Here is a 15,614-nt window from a genome sequence, read left to right as displayed (position 1 = left end):
ATGGGGCTTTCCAAGGAATCTACCGGCGCGGGGGCGGCCGGGGAGCAGCTGGTGATCCGCAAACAGGCGGAAACCGATAAAGTGGTCGCCCTTGCCGGAAATCCCAATGTGGGAAAAAGCACGGTGTTTAATGAATTGACGGGAATGCACCAGCACACGGGAAACTGGCCCGGAAAAACCGTGACAAACGCCCAGGGCACCTGCACCGTACACGGACAGGGCTATGTGCTGGTAGACCTGCCCGGCTGCTATTCTCTGCTGGCCCACTCGGCGGAGGAGGAAGCCGCCAGAGACTTTTTCTGCTTTGGCGAAGCGGACGCGGCCATTGTAGTTTGCGACGCCACCTGCCTGGAACGAAACCTGAATCTGGTGCTTCAGACCCTGGAGATCACAAAGCGCACGGTGGTCTGCCTGAACCTGATGGACGAGGCAAAGCGCAAAGGCGTCACCGTGGATCTACAGAAGCTTTCCTCGCTTCTGGGGGTTCCCGTGGTGGGTGCGGCAGCCCGCAGCGGAAAGGGCTTAGACCAGCTGATGCGCCGGGTAAAGGCTGTTTCTGAAGCGAAGGAAGCTGAGCTTCCTTCCGCGCCGCCTGTGACGTATCCGGACTTTCTGGAAGAGGCCATCAAAAAGCTGCTGCCTTCGGTAAAACGGTTTTGTGGGGGAAAAATTGAGGCGCGGTGGCTGGCCCTGCGGCTGCTGGAGCACAATGATGAAGCTCTCGCGCAGTCTCTGAAGAAGCACCTGGGCTCTTCCCCCTGGGACGACCCGGATATTGCCGCCGTTCTGAAAGAGCTTCGGGAACAGCAGACCACCGCGGGCATTTCGGAGGAAAAGCTGCGGGACGCCATTGTTTCCACCCTTGTGACCCGTGCGGAAAGCTTGGCCAATGCCGTGGTCACGGTGGAGGGCAGCGGCTACAGTGCCAGAGACCGGAAGCTTGACCGGCTTTTTACCAGCCGCTCCACCGGCTTTCCCATTCTCTTTCTGCTGTTTCTCTTTATCTTCTGGCTGACCATTGCCGGGGCAAACTATCCTTCCGAGCTTTTGAGTTCCGGGCTTTTCTGGCTGGGGGACCGGCTTCGAGAGCTTTTGACCCAGATCCATACCCCCGCCCCGCTGATTGGGCTTTTTGTGGACGGCATGTATAAAACGCTGGCCTGGGTGGTTTCCGTGATGCTGCCGCCCATGGCGATCTTCTTTCCCCTGTTTACCTTACTGGAGGACCTGGGCTATCTTCCCAGGGTGGCCTTTAACCTGGACCACTGCTTTCAGAAATGCGGCGCCTGCGGGAAGCAATCCTTGACCACGCTGATGGGGTTTGGCTGTAACGCCGCCGGAGTGGTGGGGTGCCGGATCATCGATTCCCCCCGGGAACGCCTGATCGCCATTCTTACAAACAATTTTGTTCCCTGCAACGGCCGGCTGCCCATGCTGATCTCCATTATCACCATGTTCTTTATTGCCAGCGCCGGGGGCTTTGGCGCCTCCGCGCTTTCCGCCCTGCTGCTGATGACTGTGATCCTGCTGGGTTTGTTCATGACTTTTGCCATTTCCAAGCTGCTTTCCTCCACCCTGTTAAAGGGGATCCCCTCTTCCTTTGCTCTGGAGCTTCCCCCTTATCGGAAGCCCCAGGTGGGCAAGGTTCTGGTTCGTTCCATTTTTGACCGCACCCTGTTCGTGCTGGGGCGTGCCGCCGCTGTGGCGGCTCCGGCGGGACTGCTGATTTGGGTTCTGGCAAATGTTTCCGTAGGCGGAGAAACACTATTGACGCATTGCGCAGGCTTTCTCGATCCCTTTGCCCAGCTCTTCGGGCTGGACGGGGTGATCCTTCTGGCTTTTCTTTTGGGCCTGCCCGCTAACGAAATCGTGATCCCCATAGTGATCATGGCCTATCTTTCTCAGGGGAGCCTTGTGGACATGACAGATCTGAACGCCCTGCACGCTTTGCTGGTAAATCACGGCTGGACCTGGGTAACCGCGCTGTGTACCATGATTTTTTCCCTGATGCACTGGCCCTGTTCCACCACCTGTATGACCATCTACAAAGAGACAAAAAGCCTGAAATGGACTGCTGCCGCTTTCCTGATCCCCACCCTGTGCGGATTGCTCCTCTGCTTCCTCATTGCATCGGCGGCAAGGATTTTCGGCATGTAGTTTCACCCTTTATTATGAAAAATCAGATCGCCGCGAAGTTCCCCTTTGCGGCAATCTTTTTGCGCTATTCCTTTTCCAGCAGGATCACAAGGCCCTTTCCATAGGGCGGGGAAAACGCCAGATAGTTCCCTGTAAGCTCCAATAGCCGGTAAGAGGATTTCCGCTCGGGATCGGAAATTTCAACATGATGTCCATCGAACCGATAGGAAAGCAGGCTCCGCTTATTTTCCTGATCCGGCAGTTCCGGGAACACATGGCCCTCCGGAGTGAAGGTAAAGGTGACGGTATTCCAGCGGGAAAGGGTCTTTCCGCCTTGAAGCTCCGCTTCCTCCCGCTTGATCGCCCGATTTTCTACCCTATATTCCCGCACTACCCATTTTCCGGCCAGGGAAACCTTTCCTCTGGAAAAAATTGCCACACAGACCATTGCGAGAACGGCTAGGAAAAACAATCCTATCAAGAAGGTCATATGTTCTCTGGAAAAATCAAACATCTGCACAACCATCCCCCTGGTGTATTCTATTTTAGATATTGATTATAGAATATAGCGCTAGCATACCAGAAAAGCTACAATTTAGCAAGGGGGTGCGAGTGGTGGAAAAGTTTATTCCAAAAAAATTTGAGAAGGAAGTGATCTCCATGCGGATCTCTTCCGAAACACTGGCTGAAATAGACAGAAAGGCCCTGGAAACAGGTATATCCCGCAACGAATTCATCAATCAGTGCATTACTTTTGCCCTTGCGAATATGGAGGAACCGTAAAGATCAATTTTCGGCATCTTTTCGGCAAAATAAATCGGCTCCTGGCCGGAAATACTAACACAAAATCAGAAAAGGAGCCGGAATACCATGATCGAAGAAGATACCGTAAGGCTGCTGCAGGAATGCAACGCCGGGATCAAAATGGGCGTTTCCTCCATCGATGAGGTACTGCCAAAGGTAAAAAATGAGAACATGCGGAATTCGCTGGAAGACTGCCGGAGAAAGCACGGAGAGCTGGGAGACGATACCCACGCCCTGTTAAACGAATACGGAGACAGCGGAAAACGCCTTAATCCCATGGCAAGAACCATGTCCTGGATGAAAACCAACGTGAAGCTTTCTCTGGACGAAAAGGACGAGACCGTCGCCGATCTTATCACAGACGGCTGCAATATGGGCGTAAAGTCTTTGAGCCGGTACCTCAACGAATACAAGGCGGCCGATGAACGCTCCAAGGATATTGCAAAAAGACTCATTGGCTTAGAGCAAAAGCTGGCGGACGATATGCGGGGATATTTGTAGTACAAAAAAGGCGATGCTTTTCAAAAGAGAAGCGCCGCCTTTCTTTATTTATCTCACAGTCTGCTACACGCCTAAGCTTCCTGAAACAGCGGGGTAGACAGATATCTGTCGCCGGTATCCGGGAGAAGGGCCACAATGGTTTTCCCCCTGTTTTCGGCACGCTTTGCCAGCTGTACGGCGGCATATACCGCCGCGCCGGAGGAAATACCTACAAGGATCCCTTCCTTTCTTCCGATCAGCCTGCCGTAAGTAAACGCAGCTTCATCGGAAACACGAATCACTTCGTCATAGATAGCGGGATCCAGAACCTCGGGGACAAAGCCCGCTCCGATCCCCTGGATCTTGTGAGCGCCCGCTCTTCCCTCGCTGAGAACCGGGGAGCTGTCCGGCTCCACCGCGACAATCTTAATATCCGCAGATTGCTGCTTCAGATACCGGCCCACGCCGGTAATGGTTCCACCTGTACCGACTCCGGCAACAAAAAAATCTATTTTTCCATCCGTATCCTGCCAAAGCTCCGGGCCCGTGCTCTTCTCGTGAGCGGCAGGATTGGCCGCATTCGTAAACTGGCAGGGAAGAAAGCTGCCGGGAATTTCTTTTGCCAGCTCCTCCGCTTTTTCAATGGCCCCCTTCATGCCCTTTGCACCCTCTGTAAGCACCAGCTCCGCGCCGTAAGCGCACAGCAGCTGCCTTCTCTCAACGCTCATGGTTTCCGGCATAACCAAAATGATGCGATATCCCCTGGCCGCCGCCACAGAGGCAAGGCCAATACCGGTATTGCCGGAGGTGGGTTCCAGGATCACCGAATCTGGCTTCAGCCTGCCGGACGCCTCCGCCTCATCGAGCATGGCCTTGGCGATACGATCCTTCACCGAACCGGCAGGGTTGAAATATTCCAGCTTCGCCAAAATTCGGGCTTCCAGTCCTTCCTCCTTTTCCACATGAGTCAGCTCCAGCAAGGGAGTCCGTCCAATCAGCTGATCCGCTGAGGTATAGATTTTAGACACTGCTATCCCTCCCGCAACAATTTATTTTACAGCGGCAAAGCCGCGCTCTAAATCCTCAAGAATGTCATCGATATGCTCTGTGCCGATAGAGAGGCGAATCGTGTTGGGGTAAATTCCCTGATCCTCCAGTTCCCCGGCGGAAAGCTGGGAATGGGTTGTGGTGGCAGGGTGGATCACCAGGCTTTTCACATCGGCCACATTGGCAAGCAGGGAAAAGATTTCCAGGTGGTCAATAAACGCAAAAGCTTCCTTCTGTCCGCCCTTGATGGTAAACGTGAAAATGGACGCCCCGCCGTTGGGGAAATATTTTTCATAGAGGGCATGGTCCGGGTGATCCGGCAGGCTGGGGTGGTTGACCCGTTCCACCAGCGGGTGGGCCGCCAAATATTCCACCACCTTTTTTGTGTTCTCCACGTGGCGTTCCAGACGCAGGGACAGCGTTTCCACCCCCTGGAGAAGCAAAAAGGCGTTAAAGGGAGAAATGGCCGCGCCCGTGTCCCGGAGCAGGATCGCCCGGATATAGGTAACAAAAGCCGCCGGTCCCGCCGCGTCTACAAAGGAAACGCCGTGATAGCTGGGATTGGCTTCGGCGATGGCCGGATATTTCCCACTTTTTCCCCAATCAAATTTTCCGGAATCTATGATCACGCCGCCCAAAGTAGTACCGTGACCGCCGATAAACTTGGTGGCGGAATGAACTACAATATCCGCGCCGTATTCTATGGGGCGGATCAAATAGGGCGTACCGAAGGTATTGTCAATTACCAAAGGCAGGCCATGACGGTGAGCAATTTCCGCAATTGCTTCGATATTCGGGATATCGCTGTTGGGATTGCCGAGGGTTTCCAGATAAACAGCCCTGGTGTTTTCCCGGATCGCTCCTTCCAGCTCCTGCAAATTGTGGGCGTCCACAAAGGTGGTGGTAATGCCGTAATGGGGCAGCGTATGGGCCAAAAGGTTATAGCTCCCGCCGTAAATGGTCTTTTGGGCGACAATATGTCCACCGTCCGGAGCCAGCGCCTCAATGGCATAAGTGATCGCTGCGGCTCCGGAAGCCAGGGCCAAAGCAGCTACGCCGCCCTCTAAGGCTGCCAGGCGTTTTTCCAGAACGTCCTGCGTGGAATTTGTCAGACGCCCATAAATATTTCCGGCATCGGACAACCCAAACCGGGCCGCCGCATGAGCGGAATTTCGGAACACATAAGAGGTAGTCTGATAAATCGGCACAGCCCGGGCATCGGTAGCGGGATCGGGCTGCTCCTGCCCTACATGCAGCTGAAGAGTTTCAAAACGATAGTTGCTCATATTAGAACACTTCCCTTTCTCAGGCCCCCTGCCGGGAGAAACGGTAAATTCTTTCCGCTTCACACTGCTTACGCTTTTCAGGGTTCCCCTTAATTGATTGGGATTATATTCCTATTTACCTACTTTGTCAATAGGAATTTTACGTTTTCTTGATTTTCCAGTAACCCTGTAGTAAAATAGGTCTATCACAGGAGGGATTTTTATGATGATTTCCACAAAGGGCCGCTATGCCCTTCGCTTTTTGATCGATATCGCGGAAAATCAGGGGGACGGCTATGTGCCGCTGAAGGACGCGGCGGGCCGACAGGAAATTTCCGAAAAGTACCTGGAAATTCTGGTAAAGGAGCTGGTGAAGGCGGGCCTGCTGACAGCCCTGCGGGGAAAAGGCGGCGGCTACCGGCTCAGCAGAGCGCCGGAGGAATACGGCGTCAAAGAAATTCTGGAATGCATGGAGGGGCCCCTGGCGCCTGTAGTCTGCCTGGAAGCCGGAAAAACCTGCCCCCGCATGGCGGAATGCCGCACGCTTCCCCTTTGGCAGGGGCTCGACCGGGTCATTTCCGATTATCTGGAGCAATACACGCTGGCGGAGCTAGTTGTTAGTTGTTAGTTGTTAGTCGTTAGAGAGGGGCGCGTACATTGGGGAATGAGCAATTAGAAATTAGCAATGAGCAATTAGGAAGGTCAAGGGCATAAGCGATGCAGGCTGTACAGGCGTTATAACCAACGCCCACTTAATTGGAATTTAGCGGCGAGGCACACGCTTCACTTCTGTCATTCTGAACGAAGTGAAGAATCTCGTCCTTCGTGCCTTTTGAAGGGCTTTAAGGGCGAGATTCTTCGTCACTTCGTTCCTCAGAATGACAAAAGAGAGAACTTTCCCTTTTCTAACGACTAGTTCGCTAAACTACCATTTACCGTTTTACCTCAGCCCTTCATTGCTAATTACTAATTACTCATTGTTCATTCCTCATTGTATCCACCCTTCCTTTGTCTATCGTCCAGCGTCTAATTAAAGAAAAGAGCTGCTGCGAAGCTTTTCACTTCGCAGCAGCTCTCTTATTCCCTATTCTTACGGGCGATAGACATCGCCCGCATACAGATCCTCTAAGAGCACTTCGCCTGTTTCGGGGTTTACAAGATCGATGCGGTCGCACTTCAGGGGGCCGCAGGTGTAATCCGTGCTGATGGTTTCTTCTCCGTAGGCAAAGAAGAAATCCAGCAGCCATTTTGCCGCTCCGCCGGTATTGGAGCTGACGTCCACCCTTCGGCTTGGCGAAACCGCGCCCAGCAGCTCATTGTCCCGGTAGAAGCGAGCCTCCACCTGGGGAGACTCCACATCGGTAAGCAGCGTTACCCGATCCGTCCAGGGGCTGCCGGGCAGGTTATAGCCCCGCACTCCTGTGATCAGATAGCCGCCGGTAAAATCGGGGTGCTTTGGAGAGGCGATATAGTCTTGGGTATCCAGCCACCGGTATCCCTCCTGCTGGTAGCTCTGAGAGGCCGCAGCGGTTCCGCGCACCGGGTCGATGGTAAATTCCGCAAAAAGCCCCGGCTTTTCCTGTCTGCGTTCGTCCTGCGGCGCGCGGTCTAATCCGTACTCCAGCACCCGCAGGGTCAGCTTTTGATTTTCCGCCGGTGGACCATCAAAAACCCATGTGCCCCGTATGGATCCGCATTCCTCTTCGTTGCTGAAATCATAGTCGGAAAGAGCGCTGCTTCCCCGCAGCTGATTTCCCGCTTCATCGTACAGGTACACTTGCCCGATGATCGCCCGGTTGTCCGAAAGCAGAGTATCGGATTCCCGGCCCCAGAAGGGAAGCTCCAGCTCCACCAGCGCATAGCCCGGCGTACTGGCAATCCGGTACAGCCTTACGCCGTTATCCTCGGCAAAAAGCTCCCGATCCCGGTTAGCGCTGAGATCCACTCCCACGGAATAATCCGCTGTAAATCCGGTTGGAATGATGTCGTCCTCCGGGCCGTTTACATACTGGTAACCGGGATAGCAGCCGTACAAGGCCCCCACCCGCAGGGAAACCTCCAGCCGCTCTCCGGCAGCAGCCTCTTCAGGCAGGGCCGCTACCAGAGCCATAGCGCATTGGCCCTTTGAGACGCTCTGGCCGTCCTCCAATGCGGAGAGCACCTTTGCCTCAGTTCCATTGATCTTTACCGTAAGCTCCTGTTCTACTTCCCCAGTATCGCGGGAGGCGGTATGGGCAAGCGCCAGCTTTTCATATTGCTCCGCTTCCTCCGGACAGCTGAACCGCAGGGCGGTATAGAGGTATTTTCCATCACAAAAGGCCTCGCTTACCGTAAGCCCATAGCCGGAATCCGCTGCCGCTGCCGCTTTCGTGTTTACCTGCTCTATCAAAGCTTCATAGGTACCTATTTGCGAACCGATCTCCCCGCGACCGTTCAAAAGTGTAAAAATGCTTCCCAGGCCGGGAATGGACTCCGCAAAGGCCGGGAAGGCGGCGTTTACTCCGAAAAGCAGCAGAAACACGGCCGCTACGCCTATTGTTCCCAGCCTCAAACCTCTTCCGAAGGAAGGCTTCCCTTTTTTGACGCGCGCACCGTCTTTTTCAAAAAGGCGGCCTTCCTCCAGCTTCATCGCTTCGATCGTATTTTGCAGCAGGGCCGCGTCCACCCTGTTTTCCTCCATGATCCTTCGATATGCTTTTTCAATCATTTGAGCTCTCTCCTCTCAAAATCAAAAATCGTCCCGCAGCCGCTTTTTCAGCAGCTCTCTTCCCCGGGAAAGCCTGGTTCGCACCGCGCCGGGAGAAGCCTCCACCACCCGGGCGATCTCCTCGGTGGTCATATCCTCAAAATAGAAGAGATGCAGGGGCACTCGGTATTTTTCCGGCAATCTTCCCAGCTCCAGAAGCAACTCGGTTTCCGCCGGAGTCTCCAGAGAAACCGCTTCCTCCAGCGGCTCGGTTTTACGGCGCTTCCGAAACCGCCAGAGCTTTTTGCAGCAATTCAGCGTTACCCGCAGGAACCATGCCTTCTGGTGCTCCTGGCTTTCAAATTCCGGCTTTCTCCGCACATAGGCAAGAAACACCTCCTGGAACACATCGTCCGCGTCCGTGCGGGAACGAAGCTGGGAAAGCGCTAAGGCGTACACGGTATCGGCATAGGCACGCACCACCTCTTCGGCGGTTTGCGGAAGGCCTTCCGCCGCGTTTTCCTCCCTTTGCTCCATCAGTACGGAACAGCTCAGCTCCATATGCGTTCCCCCTTTTTCTTCTTCAAAATTTTTTGCTTTCAGCCCGGGCTTCTACCGGTAATATCCCGCAAAGGGGGGCTTTTGTTACAGGCAATCGAAAATTTTTTGAGGTTTGTTTCAGTATAGCATAAGAAAGGAGCTACTGTAAAATTTGGCATTTTGCAGTAGCTCCTTTGTTTTCCAGATACTAGATGGTAGATTCTAAATGCTGGACGGTGGTGGCGCTGCTTCGCAGCGCAGAAAGCTATAACTTTCTTGAAAGAATAGTCCGGTAAATTATAGTTTAGCGGCGAGCCGCCGCAGGCAATCGTGTCCCTGCTTGGTGCGGGAGTATAGTTTAGCGCCCGTAGGCTCCACTTGCGCGAGTAAGGGGAGCTGTCACGGCGAAGCCGTGACTGAGGGGATTAAAACTGGCGGTTCTATACTACTTTCTGCGTGTGACTATCCCTTCCACCGCCGTTCGGCGGTCCCCGCAGACTGCGAAGCAGTCTGTTTCCCCTCTATAAATAAGGGGAGGCAAAGGGCGCTAAATACCAATTTAGCATGTATTGCTTGCAGCTCGCTATTCCATTTTACTGCTGAGAAGGGCTATAGGTTCTATTTTCAGGTTGCGGTCAATCAAAAGCAGGGAAAGCGCCCCTACCAGCAGACACAGAAGGGTCGGCGCGGCAAAATAGAGGAAGGGCGGCACGCCGATTTCTTCCAGCTTCGCCTGGTTTCCCTTTACATCCCACATGGCCCAGGGACTGTAGCTGGCGCTGAAATGATACAGTCCGCCCAGATCCCAGTTGGTAACAGGCTTTGTGATCATTTCTCCGTCGGGCCCTTCCACCTCCTCGGCAATAGCCTCCATCTGCTGCAGAGTTTCTGTTTTGCTGATCAGAACTCCTGCGCAGGCGCTTCCCAAAGCCGTTGCGAAAAGTGTGAGGAGTAAAAGGCCGGACAACAGGGAAACCCTGCACCGCCGCTTGGAAAGCCCCAGGCTGCGTTCTATGGCGGTCCGCTTTTTCTCCCGCACCACAAAGAAGAACAGCAGCAGCGCCACCACGGCGGCAGAGGCCAAAAGCCCCGCGATCAACAGCAAAAGGCTGGTCTTTTCAATAGACCGCAGACTTTCCGCCGCGCTGGCGTACCCCATGTCATTATATTTGATCGTGAGCTGAGAGGCCTGGGGCACATATTTTTGCAAGCCTTCCTGGAAGTTCTCCAAACTGCCGCTGGGCAGCTGGAAGGAGGTCATATTTTCGTTCATAGGGCCAAAATAAGCGATGTTGTTTTCATCGGAGGCCCCTACGGAGCTTTTGGGAATGATCAGCATGTTGTTAAAGGGAAGATCCTTCTTGGGAAAGCGGACGTTAAACACGCCCACGATCTCATATTCTTCCTCCCAGAAGGGCTTGTACAGCTCTCCCTGGGTATTTAGCAGGCTGCAGGTTTCCGGCAGCTTAAACCAGGTTCCACAGGGATCCTCACGGTTATGTACATAGTAGTATTCCGTATCGGGCTGGTAGCCGTACATGGCGCACAGAAGCGGCAGCTTGATCTTATCCCCTACCCCCAAAAGATTCTTCTGGGCGAAGGTTCTGGAAACCATGCACACCTTGGCCCCGGAGGCGTATTCCTCTTCCGTGATCATTCTGCCCCGCACATGTACATTGCTTTCCTGAAAGCTGGGAACCAGTCCCGGGTCGATCACGGCCAACACCGGGTACATCTGATGGGAAATTTCCATCTGCTTTTGCAGGGCAAGCCAATCCTGCCCGTGGCCCCCCTCTTCATAGAAGCCCTCTGTCACCTCCTCCAGGCGATAGGCCGTGCCGTTCAGGCCGGCGGGATAATAGGAGGTACTGAGTTTTTTTCCACTGGGATCACATTGAGTGGTAAAGGGCCCCGCTGCCGGAGAAAATTCCAGATTGGGTTCCTGCCAACCGGCCTGATTCTGAAAGTGCTCCTGCCACGCCAGCACTTCTTCCGGGGACATTGTTGTAAAATCCGGAAGAAAATCCAGATCCAGCGGCGGGGCTTTTTTCTCCAGGCAGCCGATATATGTTTTTCCCGCCTCTATGGATAAAGCGCCCTCCAGCTCATGCTGGCAGACCGTGATCTCCTCCCCCACCTTCAGAGGCTCCGTTTTGGCATAGTCATAATATTCCTCTTCCGCTTTTACCTGGCCGTCCAGCAGCACCTTTGTAATAACAACCTTTGCCTTTCCCCCGGTTTGGGAGGATTCCAAGGCCTTAAATTCCAAAATGCTGGAGTAGTTCGGCTGAATCGCCACTGTGCTTTCGGGCAGATGCGCAAGATAAAAGGGCCGCTGCTCCGGCGGGATCACATAGTCCGCACCGGGAAACTCCAGCTCCTGTGGGGAGACCAGTTCCCCGTAATTTTGAACCGTATAGCCGGAGGAAACGCATTCCCCGCCGACGTTCACATACTCCGTGGAAAGCAGCGGCTGCTCCACCGTGCCCACCGTGATAAACACCTCGTCCAGCTTCTGAAGGCGTATGGCGTTTTGCAGATACATGGCCGCACCGAAAATCAGAAGCATGGAGGCAGCTGTCATCAGGAAAAAGAACAGCGCCACCCGGACAGGCCGCCGAAATAATTGCTTGAAACCGTTCTTCATAAAGCTCCCTCCCTTATTCCGATTGCAGCAGCAGGCTCATGGCGTCAAAGCGAAGCAGCACCATCAGCCCCACCAGATCGCCCAGCAGGGCACAGAGCAAAAAGGCTCCGCACACCGTAAGGGCCATTGGCAGGGAAAGCCCCGCCAGCAGCAGGATCACCGGCAAGGTCAGCACACAGCCCACAAGCTGGGCGGAAAGGGCGGCAAGTAAATTTGCCAGGGCGGTTTTGCCCTTGGGCCGCCCCAAAGAGCAGGCGATGGCCATATCCCTGCGGGTGCTTCGCAGCACCAGAAAAATCGCCAGGGTGATCAGCGCTGTTACCACAAAAAGGAAGGGAAGCAGGAAGAAACGATAGTAGCGCACCGCGCTTCCCAGCTTTTCCGCGGCCTTGATGAAGTTCTGATCCTCGAAAAAAACGGTATTTGCCGCACTGAGGTCGGGGCTTTTATCTGTGGGAATTCCCATAACAATGGGCTGGTAATATCCCATCTCCTTCAGCTTCTCCTTGAAGGCGTTCAGATTCATGGAATCCAAAAGAGAGGCGCTCATACTGGCGTAATAAAAATCGGCCCCAGCCTGCTCCGCATAAGAGCGCACCCATTTCACCGGCAAATACAAATCGGCAAAGACCTCCGGCTTACAATTCTTGGAGAAGATCCCCGCTACCCGCAGCTCCACCTTTTCCTTTGAGATCGGCCGAACCAGCGGGGCGCGGTAAATATCATAAGCGACCTGGCAAAGCTGCAGGGAAACCGTATCGCCCAGCGAAAAGCCGTGTTCCCCAGCGTAGTCCTCGCTTAAAAGGCACAGGGGCTCTTCGCCCTCCAGGCAAGCTTGATCCATTCCCGGCGCATAAGAAATAAATTCCTCCGAATCCATTTCGGCGGCCTCCAAAGAACTAAGTCCCCGAACCTCCGTGTCCGCCGACTCCGGGTTGTTATAATCATAAGCCGTTTCCAGGCATCCCTTTTCCCGGCTGGTGGCCGTCACGCTGCGGAGCCCAAGACGTTCCAGAGCATCGAAGCGATCCGTATTGATATTCAGCTCGTCCAGAGAATCCATGGTCATGTTGGTAAGATGCAGCACCGCGGGGGTGCTTTCATTCAGGTTATCCAAGGCCTTTCTGTTCGCTTCAATATTTCCCAGGTAAAAGGCAACACACCCGCACAACACTGCGGAAACACAGCAAAGCAGCACCGTTCTGCCCCGATTTCGAAACAGCTGATATCCTGCTTCCTTCCAAATAAACACGGCAAGTCACGTCCTTTCAAACAGGTATTGGGGAGTTGTTAGAGAAAAGGGTTTCAGATACTAGAAGCTAGAAGCTAGAAGAAGGTGGCGCCTTCGGCGCAATCAAGGAAGGGCAAGGGCAGGAAGGTAAATAATAGTTTAGCACTCAGCTCCCCCACTGTCATTCTGAGGAACGAAGTGACGAAGAATCTCGACCTTAAATTCCCTGAAAAAGGTCAAGGATGACAGGTGGGAAGTAAGCGGATAACCGCTAAATTCCAATTTAGCGCGCTCTACCTTTCATTGCTAATTACTAATTTCACCCTGTTCTGACCTCCAGCATGCCGTCTGTCATTTCGTAAACTACGTCTGCCTGGGCGGCGATGCCGGGGTCGTGGGTGACTACGATCACGCAGTAGCCCTTTTCCCGTACCAGACTTTTCAAAAGGTCGATGACGATTTTTCCGTTTTCCGTATCCAGGTTTCCCGTGGGCTCGTCCGCCAGAATGATCTTCGCATCGGAAGCCAGGGCCCTGGCGATAGCCACTCTCTGCTGCTGACCGCCGGAAAGCATGGCGGGCAGCTTTTTGGGGCTTACGTCTCCCAGACCTACCGCGCCGAGCAGCTCCTTTCCCCGCTTTTTTGCCTCTCTGGCGGGCTTTTTCCGAATCTCCATGGGGTACATGACATTTTCCAGAATATTCAGCGTGGGAAACAGGTTGAAGGACTGGTAGATCACCGATACATTTTCTCTTCTGTGGCGTTCCGTACCGAGCTCCTTCAGGGATTTTCCCTGCTCCCCCGCCAGCACCCTGCCTTCTGTCGGTGTGCCAAGACCCGCCAGCATGGAGAGCAGCGTGGTCTTACCCGAACCGGAATGCCCTACGATGGCGTAAAACTTTCCCGCCTCAAATTCGCAGCTTACCCCCTTCAGCGCATGGACCTTCTGGTATTTGCTCTGGTAGATATATTCCACATTTTCCGCTGCCAAGATAGCCATAGTTCTCGCTCCTTTTCCGAAAATCGATAAAAGCCCGGCACCTTTATCCTGATAGTTATTAGACGAAAAAAAGGCCACCGTGGTGCCTGGGAAAAAAATTTTTTCAAAAAAGGAACCTTCTTGTGCCGCATAAGCCACAAGAAGGTCCCTTTTTCACGCAAATTTTTTCAGCAAACTTATATACGCTTTTGCCGCGACTGAAAATGGTACAGCGCGCCAATGAGTCCCGCATCGTTTCCGTATTCCGCAAACTTCAAACGCAGGGCTTGATGGACAACGGGGCGAAGATGAGCTTTCAGTGCCTGATGGAGTTTCGGTTCCAAATAACCACTTTGGACCATGATCCCGCCGCCCAGCACCACTGTATCCGGGTTCAGAACATAGCAGACGGCGGCAATTCCTTTTCCCAGCGCCAGACAGAGCTGATCGATCGCTTCGGCGCATATCGGATCCCCCTGCTTTGCTTCGACAAAGATCCGCTTTCCATCCCACTGTTTTACCGGTTCTTTTTTTCGGGCCGCCACTTTTTCACAAAGGACACTGGCCGCCCCCAGTTGCTGGAATTCGATGCCGCCCACCGGTAAATATCCTATTTCCATGGCGCTGCCGGAGGCCCCATGCAGTACTTTACCGTCAATTACCGCACAGCCGCCGATGCCTGTTCCTACCGTAAAGCAGACCATCGTCTGACTGCCCTGCCCCGCGCCGCTGATATACTCAGCCAGTCCGGCGCAGTTCACATCATTCTCCACCTCGCAGGGGAGCTGAAAAGCGCCTTCTATCGCACTCTTGAACGCTGTTCCAGCAAAGTTCGGAACGGTTTCGCCGGCATAAATAATTTCGCCTTTTTCACAGTCTACCACACCGGTAGAAGAAATGGGAACACCGCAAATCTCGTAGCTTTTCCGGCAAATATCCACGATTTCCAGGGTTTTCCGAAGTATCCCGCTGCCACCTTCTCCGGTGGGGGTGGGAACTGATCCTTTTTCCAAAATGCGGCCGGTTTCCTCCAAAATTCCGTATTTGATCTCCGTACCGCCTACATCTATGGCGGCGTATCGTTTCCCCGTCATATCTCTTCCAGCGCTTTCACAAAGGTTTCTGTGATCAGCTGCGGTCTGGTAATGGCGGAGCCCACAACTACGCTGTATGCCCCCAGTTCCATCACTCGTTTGACCTTTTCCGGAGTATTGATATTCCCTTCGCCGATAACAGGATGTTTGCAGTGCTTCACCAATGTACGAATCAACTCAAAATCGTTTGTCTCGATCTGCTGGCCGCGGCTTTCTTCCGTATAGCCAACCAGGGTAGTCCCGATGAAATCGAAGCCCAGCTGATCCGCATGAATCATTTCTTCCAGCGTGGCACAATCGGCCATCAGCTTCTGCGTGGGATATTTTTTCCGAATCAGCTCATAAAACTCATCCAGCGTTTTCCCGTCCGGACGCGGCCGGCAGGTGGCGTCTACAGCGATCACTTCCGGCTGTACCTCCATAAGCTCATCAATTTCTTTTATAGTAGGCGTAATGCGTACCGAGCTGCCAGGATAATCCCGCTTGATGATCCCAATAATGGGAAGATCTACGGTTTTCTGAATTTCCAAAATGTCCTCCCTGGAATTCGCGCGGATCCCTGCCGCGCCCCCTTCCCAGGCCGCCAGAGCCATTCTCCCCATAATGAAGGAGGAGTGCAGCGGCTCCTCAGGCAGGGCCTGACAGGAAACGATCAGCTTACGGCAGGCTGATTCTATGGTCTTTCTCATACAAGCGCCTCCTTCC

14 protein-coding genes are annotated in these 15,614 nt (G+C 53.7%); 4 read left to right on the top strand and 10 right to left on the bottom strand.

Annotation, left to right across the window (positions count from 1 at the left end; translation table 11 throughout):
• Positions 1-2,157: a ferrous iron transport protein B gene (gene feoB, locus U8T64_RS06580; protein WP_322182160.1), complete on the top strand. Its 2,157-nt coding sequence runs from the start codon at positions 1-3 to the stop codon at positions 2,155-2,157.
• 64 nt (positions 2,158-2,221) lie between these two features.
• On the opposite strand, the gene U8T64_RS06575 is transcribed toward feoB, so the two are convergent.
• On the bottom strand, positions 2,222-2,575 hold the full coding sequence (locus tag U8T64_RS06575; RefSeq protein WP_322182158.1) for a hypothetical protein: 354 nt from the start codon (positions 2,573-2,575) through the stop codon (positions 2,222-2,224).
• A 176-nt stretch (positions 2,576-2,751) separates the two neighbouring features.
• Between U8T64_RS06575 and U8T64_RS06570 the strand changes: the two genes are divergently transcribed.
• Positions 2,752-2,919, top strand: a complete 168-nt coding sequence (locus U8T64_RS06570) for a ribbon-helix-helix domain-containing protein (protein WP_322182156.1) — start codon at positions 2,752-2,754, stop codon at positions 2,917-2,919.
• 87 nt (positions 2,920-3,006) lie between these two features.
• Positions 3,007-3,441 (top strand): hypothetical protein, encoded by a 435-nt coding sequence (locus tag U8T64_RS06565; protein ID WP_322182153.1) that lies wholly within the window; start codon positions 3,007-3,009, stop codon positions 3,439-3,441.
• Between the two features lie 71 nt (positions 3,442-3,512).
• On the opposite strand, the gene cysK is transcribed toward U8T64_RS06565, so the two are convergent.
• Both cysK and U8T64_RS06555 read right to left on the bottom strand, forming a co-directional pair.
• Entirely contained in the window at positions 3,513-4,448 is a 936-nt protein-coding gene (gene cysK, locus U8T64_RS06560; RefSeq protein WP_322182151.1) for a cysteine synthase A, read from the bottom strand.
• Positions 4,449-4,469: 21 nt separating this feature from the next.
• On the bottom strand, positions 4,470-5,753 hold the full coding sequence (locus U8T64_RS06555; RefSeq protein WP_322182150.1) for an O-acetylhomoserine aminocarboxypropyltransferase/cysteine synthase family protein: 1,284 nt from the start codon (positions 5,751-5,753) through the stop codon (positions 4,470-4,472).
• 202 nt (positions 5,754-5,955) lie between these two features.
• Here U8T64_RS06555 and U8T64_RS06550 point away from each other — a divergent pair, with 202 nt between their 5' ends.
• A complete protein-coding gene (locus U8T64_RS06550; protein ID WP_322182149.1) occupies positions 5,956-6,360 on the top strand; it encodes an RrF2 family transcriptional regulator in 405 nt (134 codons plus the stop codon).
• A 462-nt stretch (positions 6,361-6,822) separates the two neighbouring features.
• Here the strand turns inward: U8T64_RS06550 and U8T64_RS06545 are convergent, their stop codons facing one another.
• The 7 genes from U8T64_RS06545 to U8T64_RS06515 form a co-directional block, all read right to left on the bottom strand.
• Positions 6,823-8,439 carry a DUF4179 domain-containing protein gene (locus U8T64_RS06545; RefSeq protein WP_322182147.1) on the bottom strand — a complete coding sequence of 539 codons (1,617 nt, stop codon included), beginning with the start codon at positions 8,437-8,439 and terminating at the stop codon, positions 6,823-6,825.
• Between the two features lie 21 nt (positions 8,440-8,460).
• A complete protein-coding gene (locus tag U8T64_RS06540; RefSeq protein WP_322182145.1) occupies positions 8,461-8,979 on the bottom strand; it encodes an RNA polymerase sigma factor in 519 nt (172 codons plus the stop codon).
• A gap of 562 nt (positions 8,980-9,541) precedes the next feature.
• Positions 9,542-11,605, bottom strand: coding sequence for an ABC transporter permease (locus U8T64_RS06535; protein WP_322182143.1), 2,064 nt, complete (start codon positions 11,603-11,605; stop codon positions 9,542-9,544).
• Between the two features lie 13 nt (positions 11,606-11,618).
• Entirely contained in the window at positions 11,619-12,857 is a 1,239-nt protein-coding gene (locus U8T64_RS06530) for a hypothetical protein (protein WP_322182141.1), read from the bottom strand.
• A gap of 298 nt (positions 12,858-13,155) precedes the next feature.
• Positions 13,156-13,836 carry an ABC transporter ATP-binding protein gene (locus tag U8T64_RS06525; protein ID WP_322182140.1) on the bottom strand — a complete coding sequence of 227 codons (681 nt, stop codon included), beginning with the start codon at positions 13,834-13,836 and terminating at the stop codon, positions 13,156-13,158.
• 176 nt (positions 13,837-14,012) lie between these two features.
• Positions 14,013-14,909 carry an ROK family protein gene (locus U8T64_RS06520; RefSeq protein ID WP_322182138.1) on the bottom strand — a complete coding sequence of 299 codons (897 nt, stop codon included), beginning with the start codon at positions 14,907-14,909 and terminating at the stop codon, positions 14,013-14,015.
• Complete coding sequence (locus U8T64_RS06515) at positions 14,906-15,598, bottom strand: N-acetylmannosamine-6-phosphate 2-epimerase (protein WP_322182136.1); 693 nt, start codon at positions 15,596-15,598, stop codon at positions 14,906-14,908. The genes U8T64_RS06520 and U8T64_RS06515 overlap by 4 nt, the downstream gene beginning before the upstream one ends.
• Between the last annotated feature and the right edge of the window lie 16 nt (positions 15,599-15,614).

Source organism: Neglectibacter caecimuris, assembly GCF_034335015.1.
Classification (GTDB): Bacteria; Bacillota; Clostridia; order Oscillospirales; family Acutalibacteraceae; genus Acutalibacter; species Acutalibacter caecimuris_A.
This window is presented reverse-complemented; position numbering and strand designations above follow the sequence as displayed.

Bases quoted from the DNA above. Each gene is read 5' to 3' on its own strand.
- feoB (WP_322182160.1), top strand. From the start codon at position 1: ATGGGGCTTTCCAAGGAATCTACCGGCGCGGGGGCGGCCGGGGAGCAG.
- U8T64_RS06565 (WP_322182153.1), top strand. From the start codon at position 3,007: ATGATCGAAGAAGATACCGTAAGGCTGCTGCAGGAATGCAACGCCGGG.
- U8T64_RS06555 (WP_322182150.1), bottom strand. From the start codon at position 5,753: ATGAGCAACTATCGTTTTGAAACTCTTCAGCTGCATGTAGGGCAGGAG.
- U8T64_RS06550 (WP_322182149.1), top strand. From the start codon at position 5,956: ATGATGATTTCCACAAAGGGCCGCTATGCCCTTCGCTTTTTGATCGAT.
- U8T64_RS06545 (WP_322182147.1), bottom strand. From the start codon at position 8,439: ATGATTGAAAAAGCATATCGAAGGATCATGGAGGAAAACAGGGTGGAC.
- U8T64_RS06540 (WP_322182145.1), bottom strand. From the start codon at position 8,979: ATGGAGCTGAGCTGTTCCGTACTGATGGAGCAAAGGGAGGAAAACGCG.
- U8T64_RS06535 (WP_322182143.1), bottom strand. From the start codon at position 11,605: ATGAAGAACGGTTTCAAGCAATTATTTCGGCGGCCTGTCCGGGTGGCG.
- U8T64_RS06525 (WP_322182140.1), bottom strand. From the start codon at position 13,836: ATGGCTATCTTGGCAGCGGAAAATGTGGAATATATCTACCAGAGCAAA.
- U8T64_RS06520 (WP_322182138.1), bottom strand. From the start codon at position 14,909: ATGACGGGGAAACGATACGCCGCCATAGATGTAGGCGGTACGGAGATC.
- U8T64_RS06515 (WP_322182136.1), bottom strand. From the start codon at position 15,598: ATGAGAAAGACCATAGAATCAGCCTGCCGTAAGCTGATCGTTTCCTGT.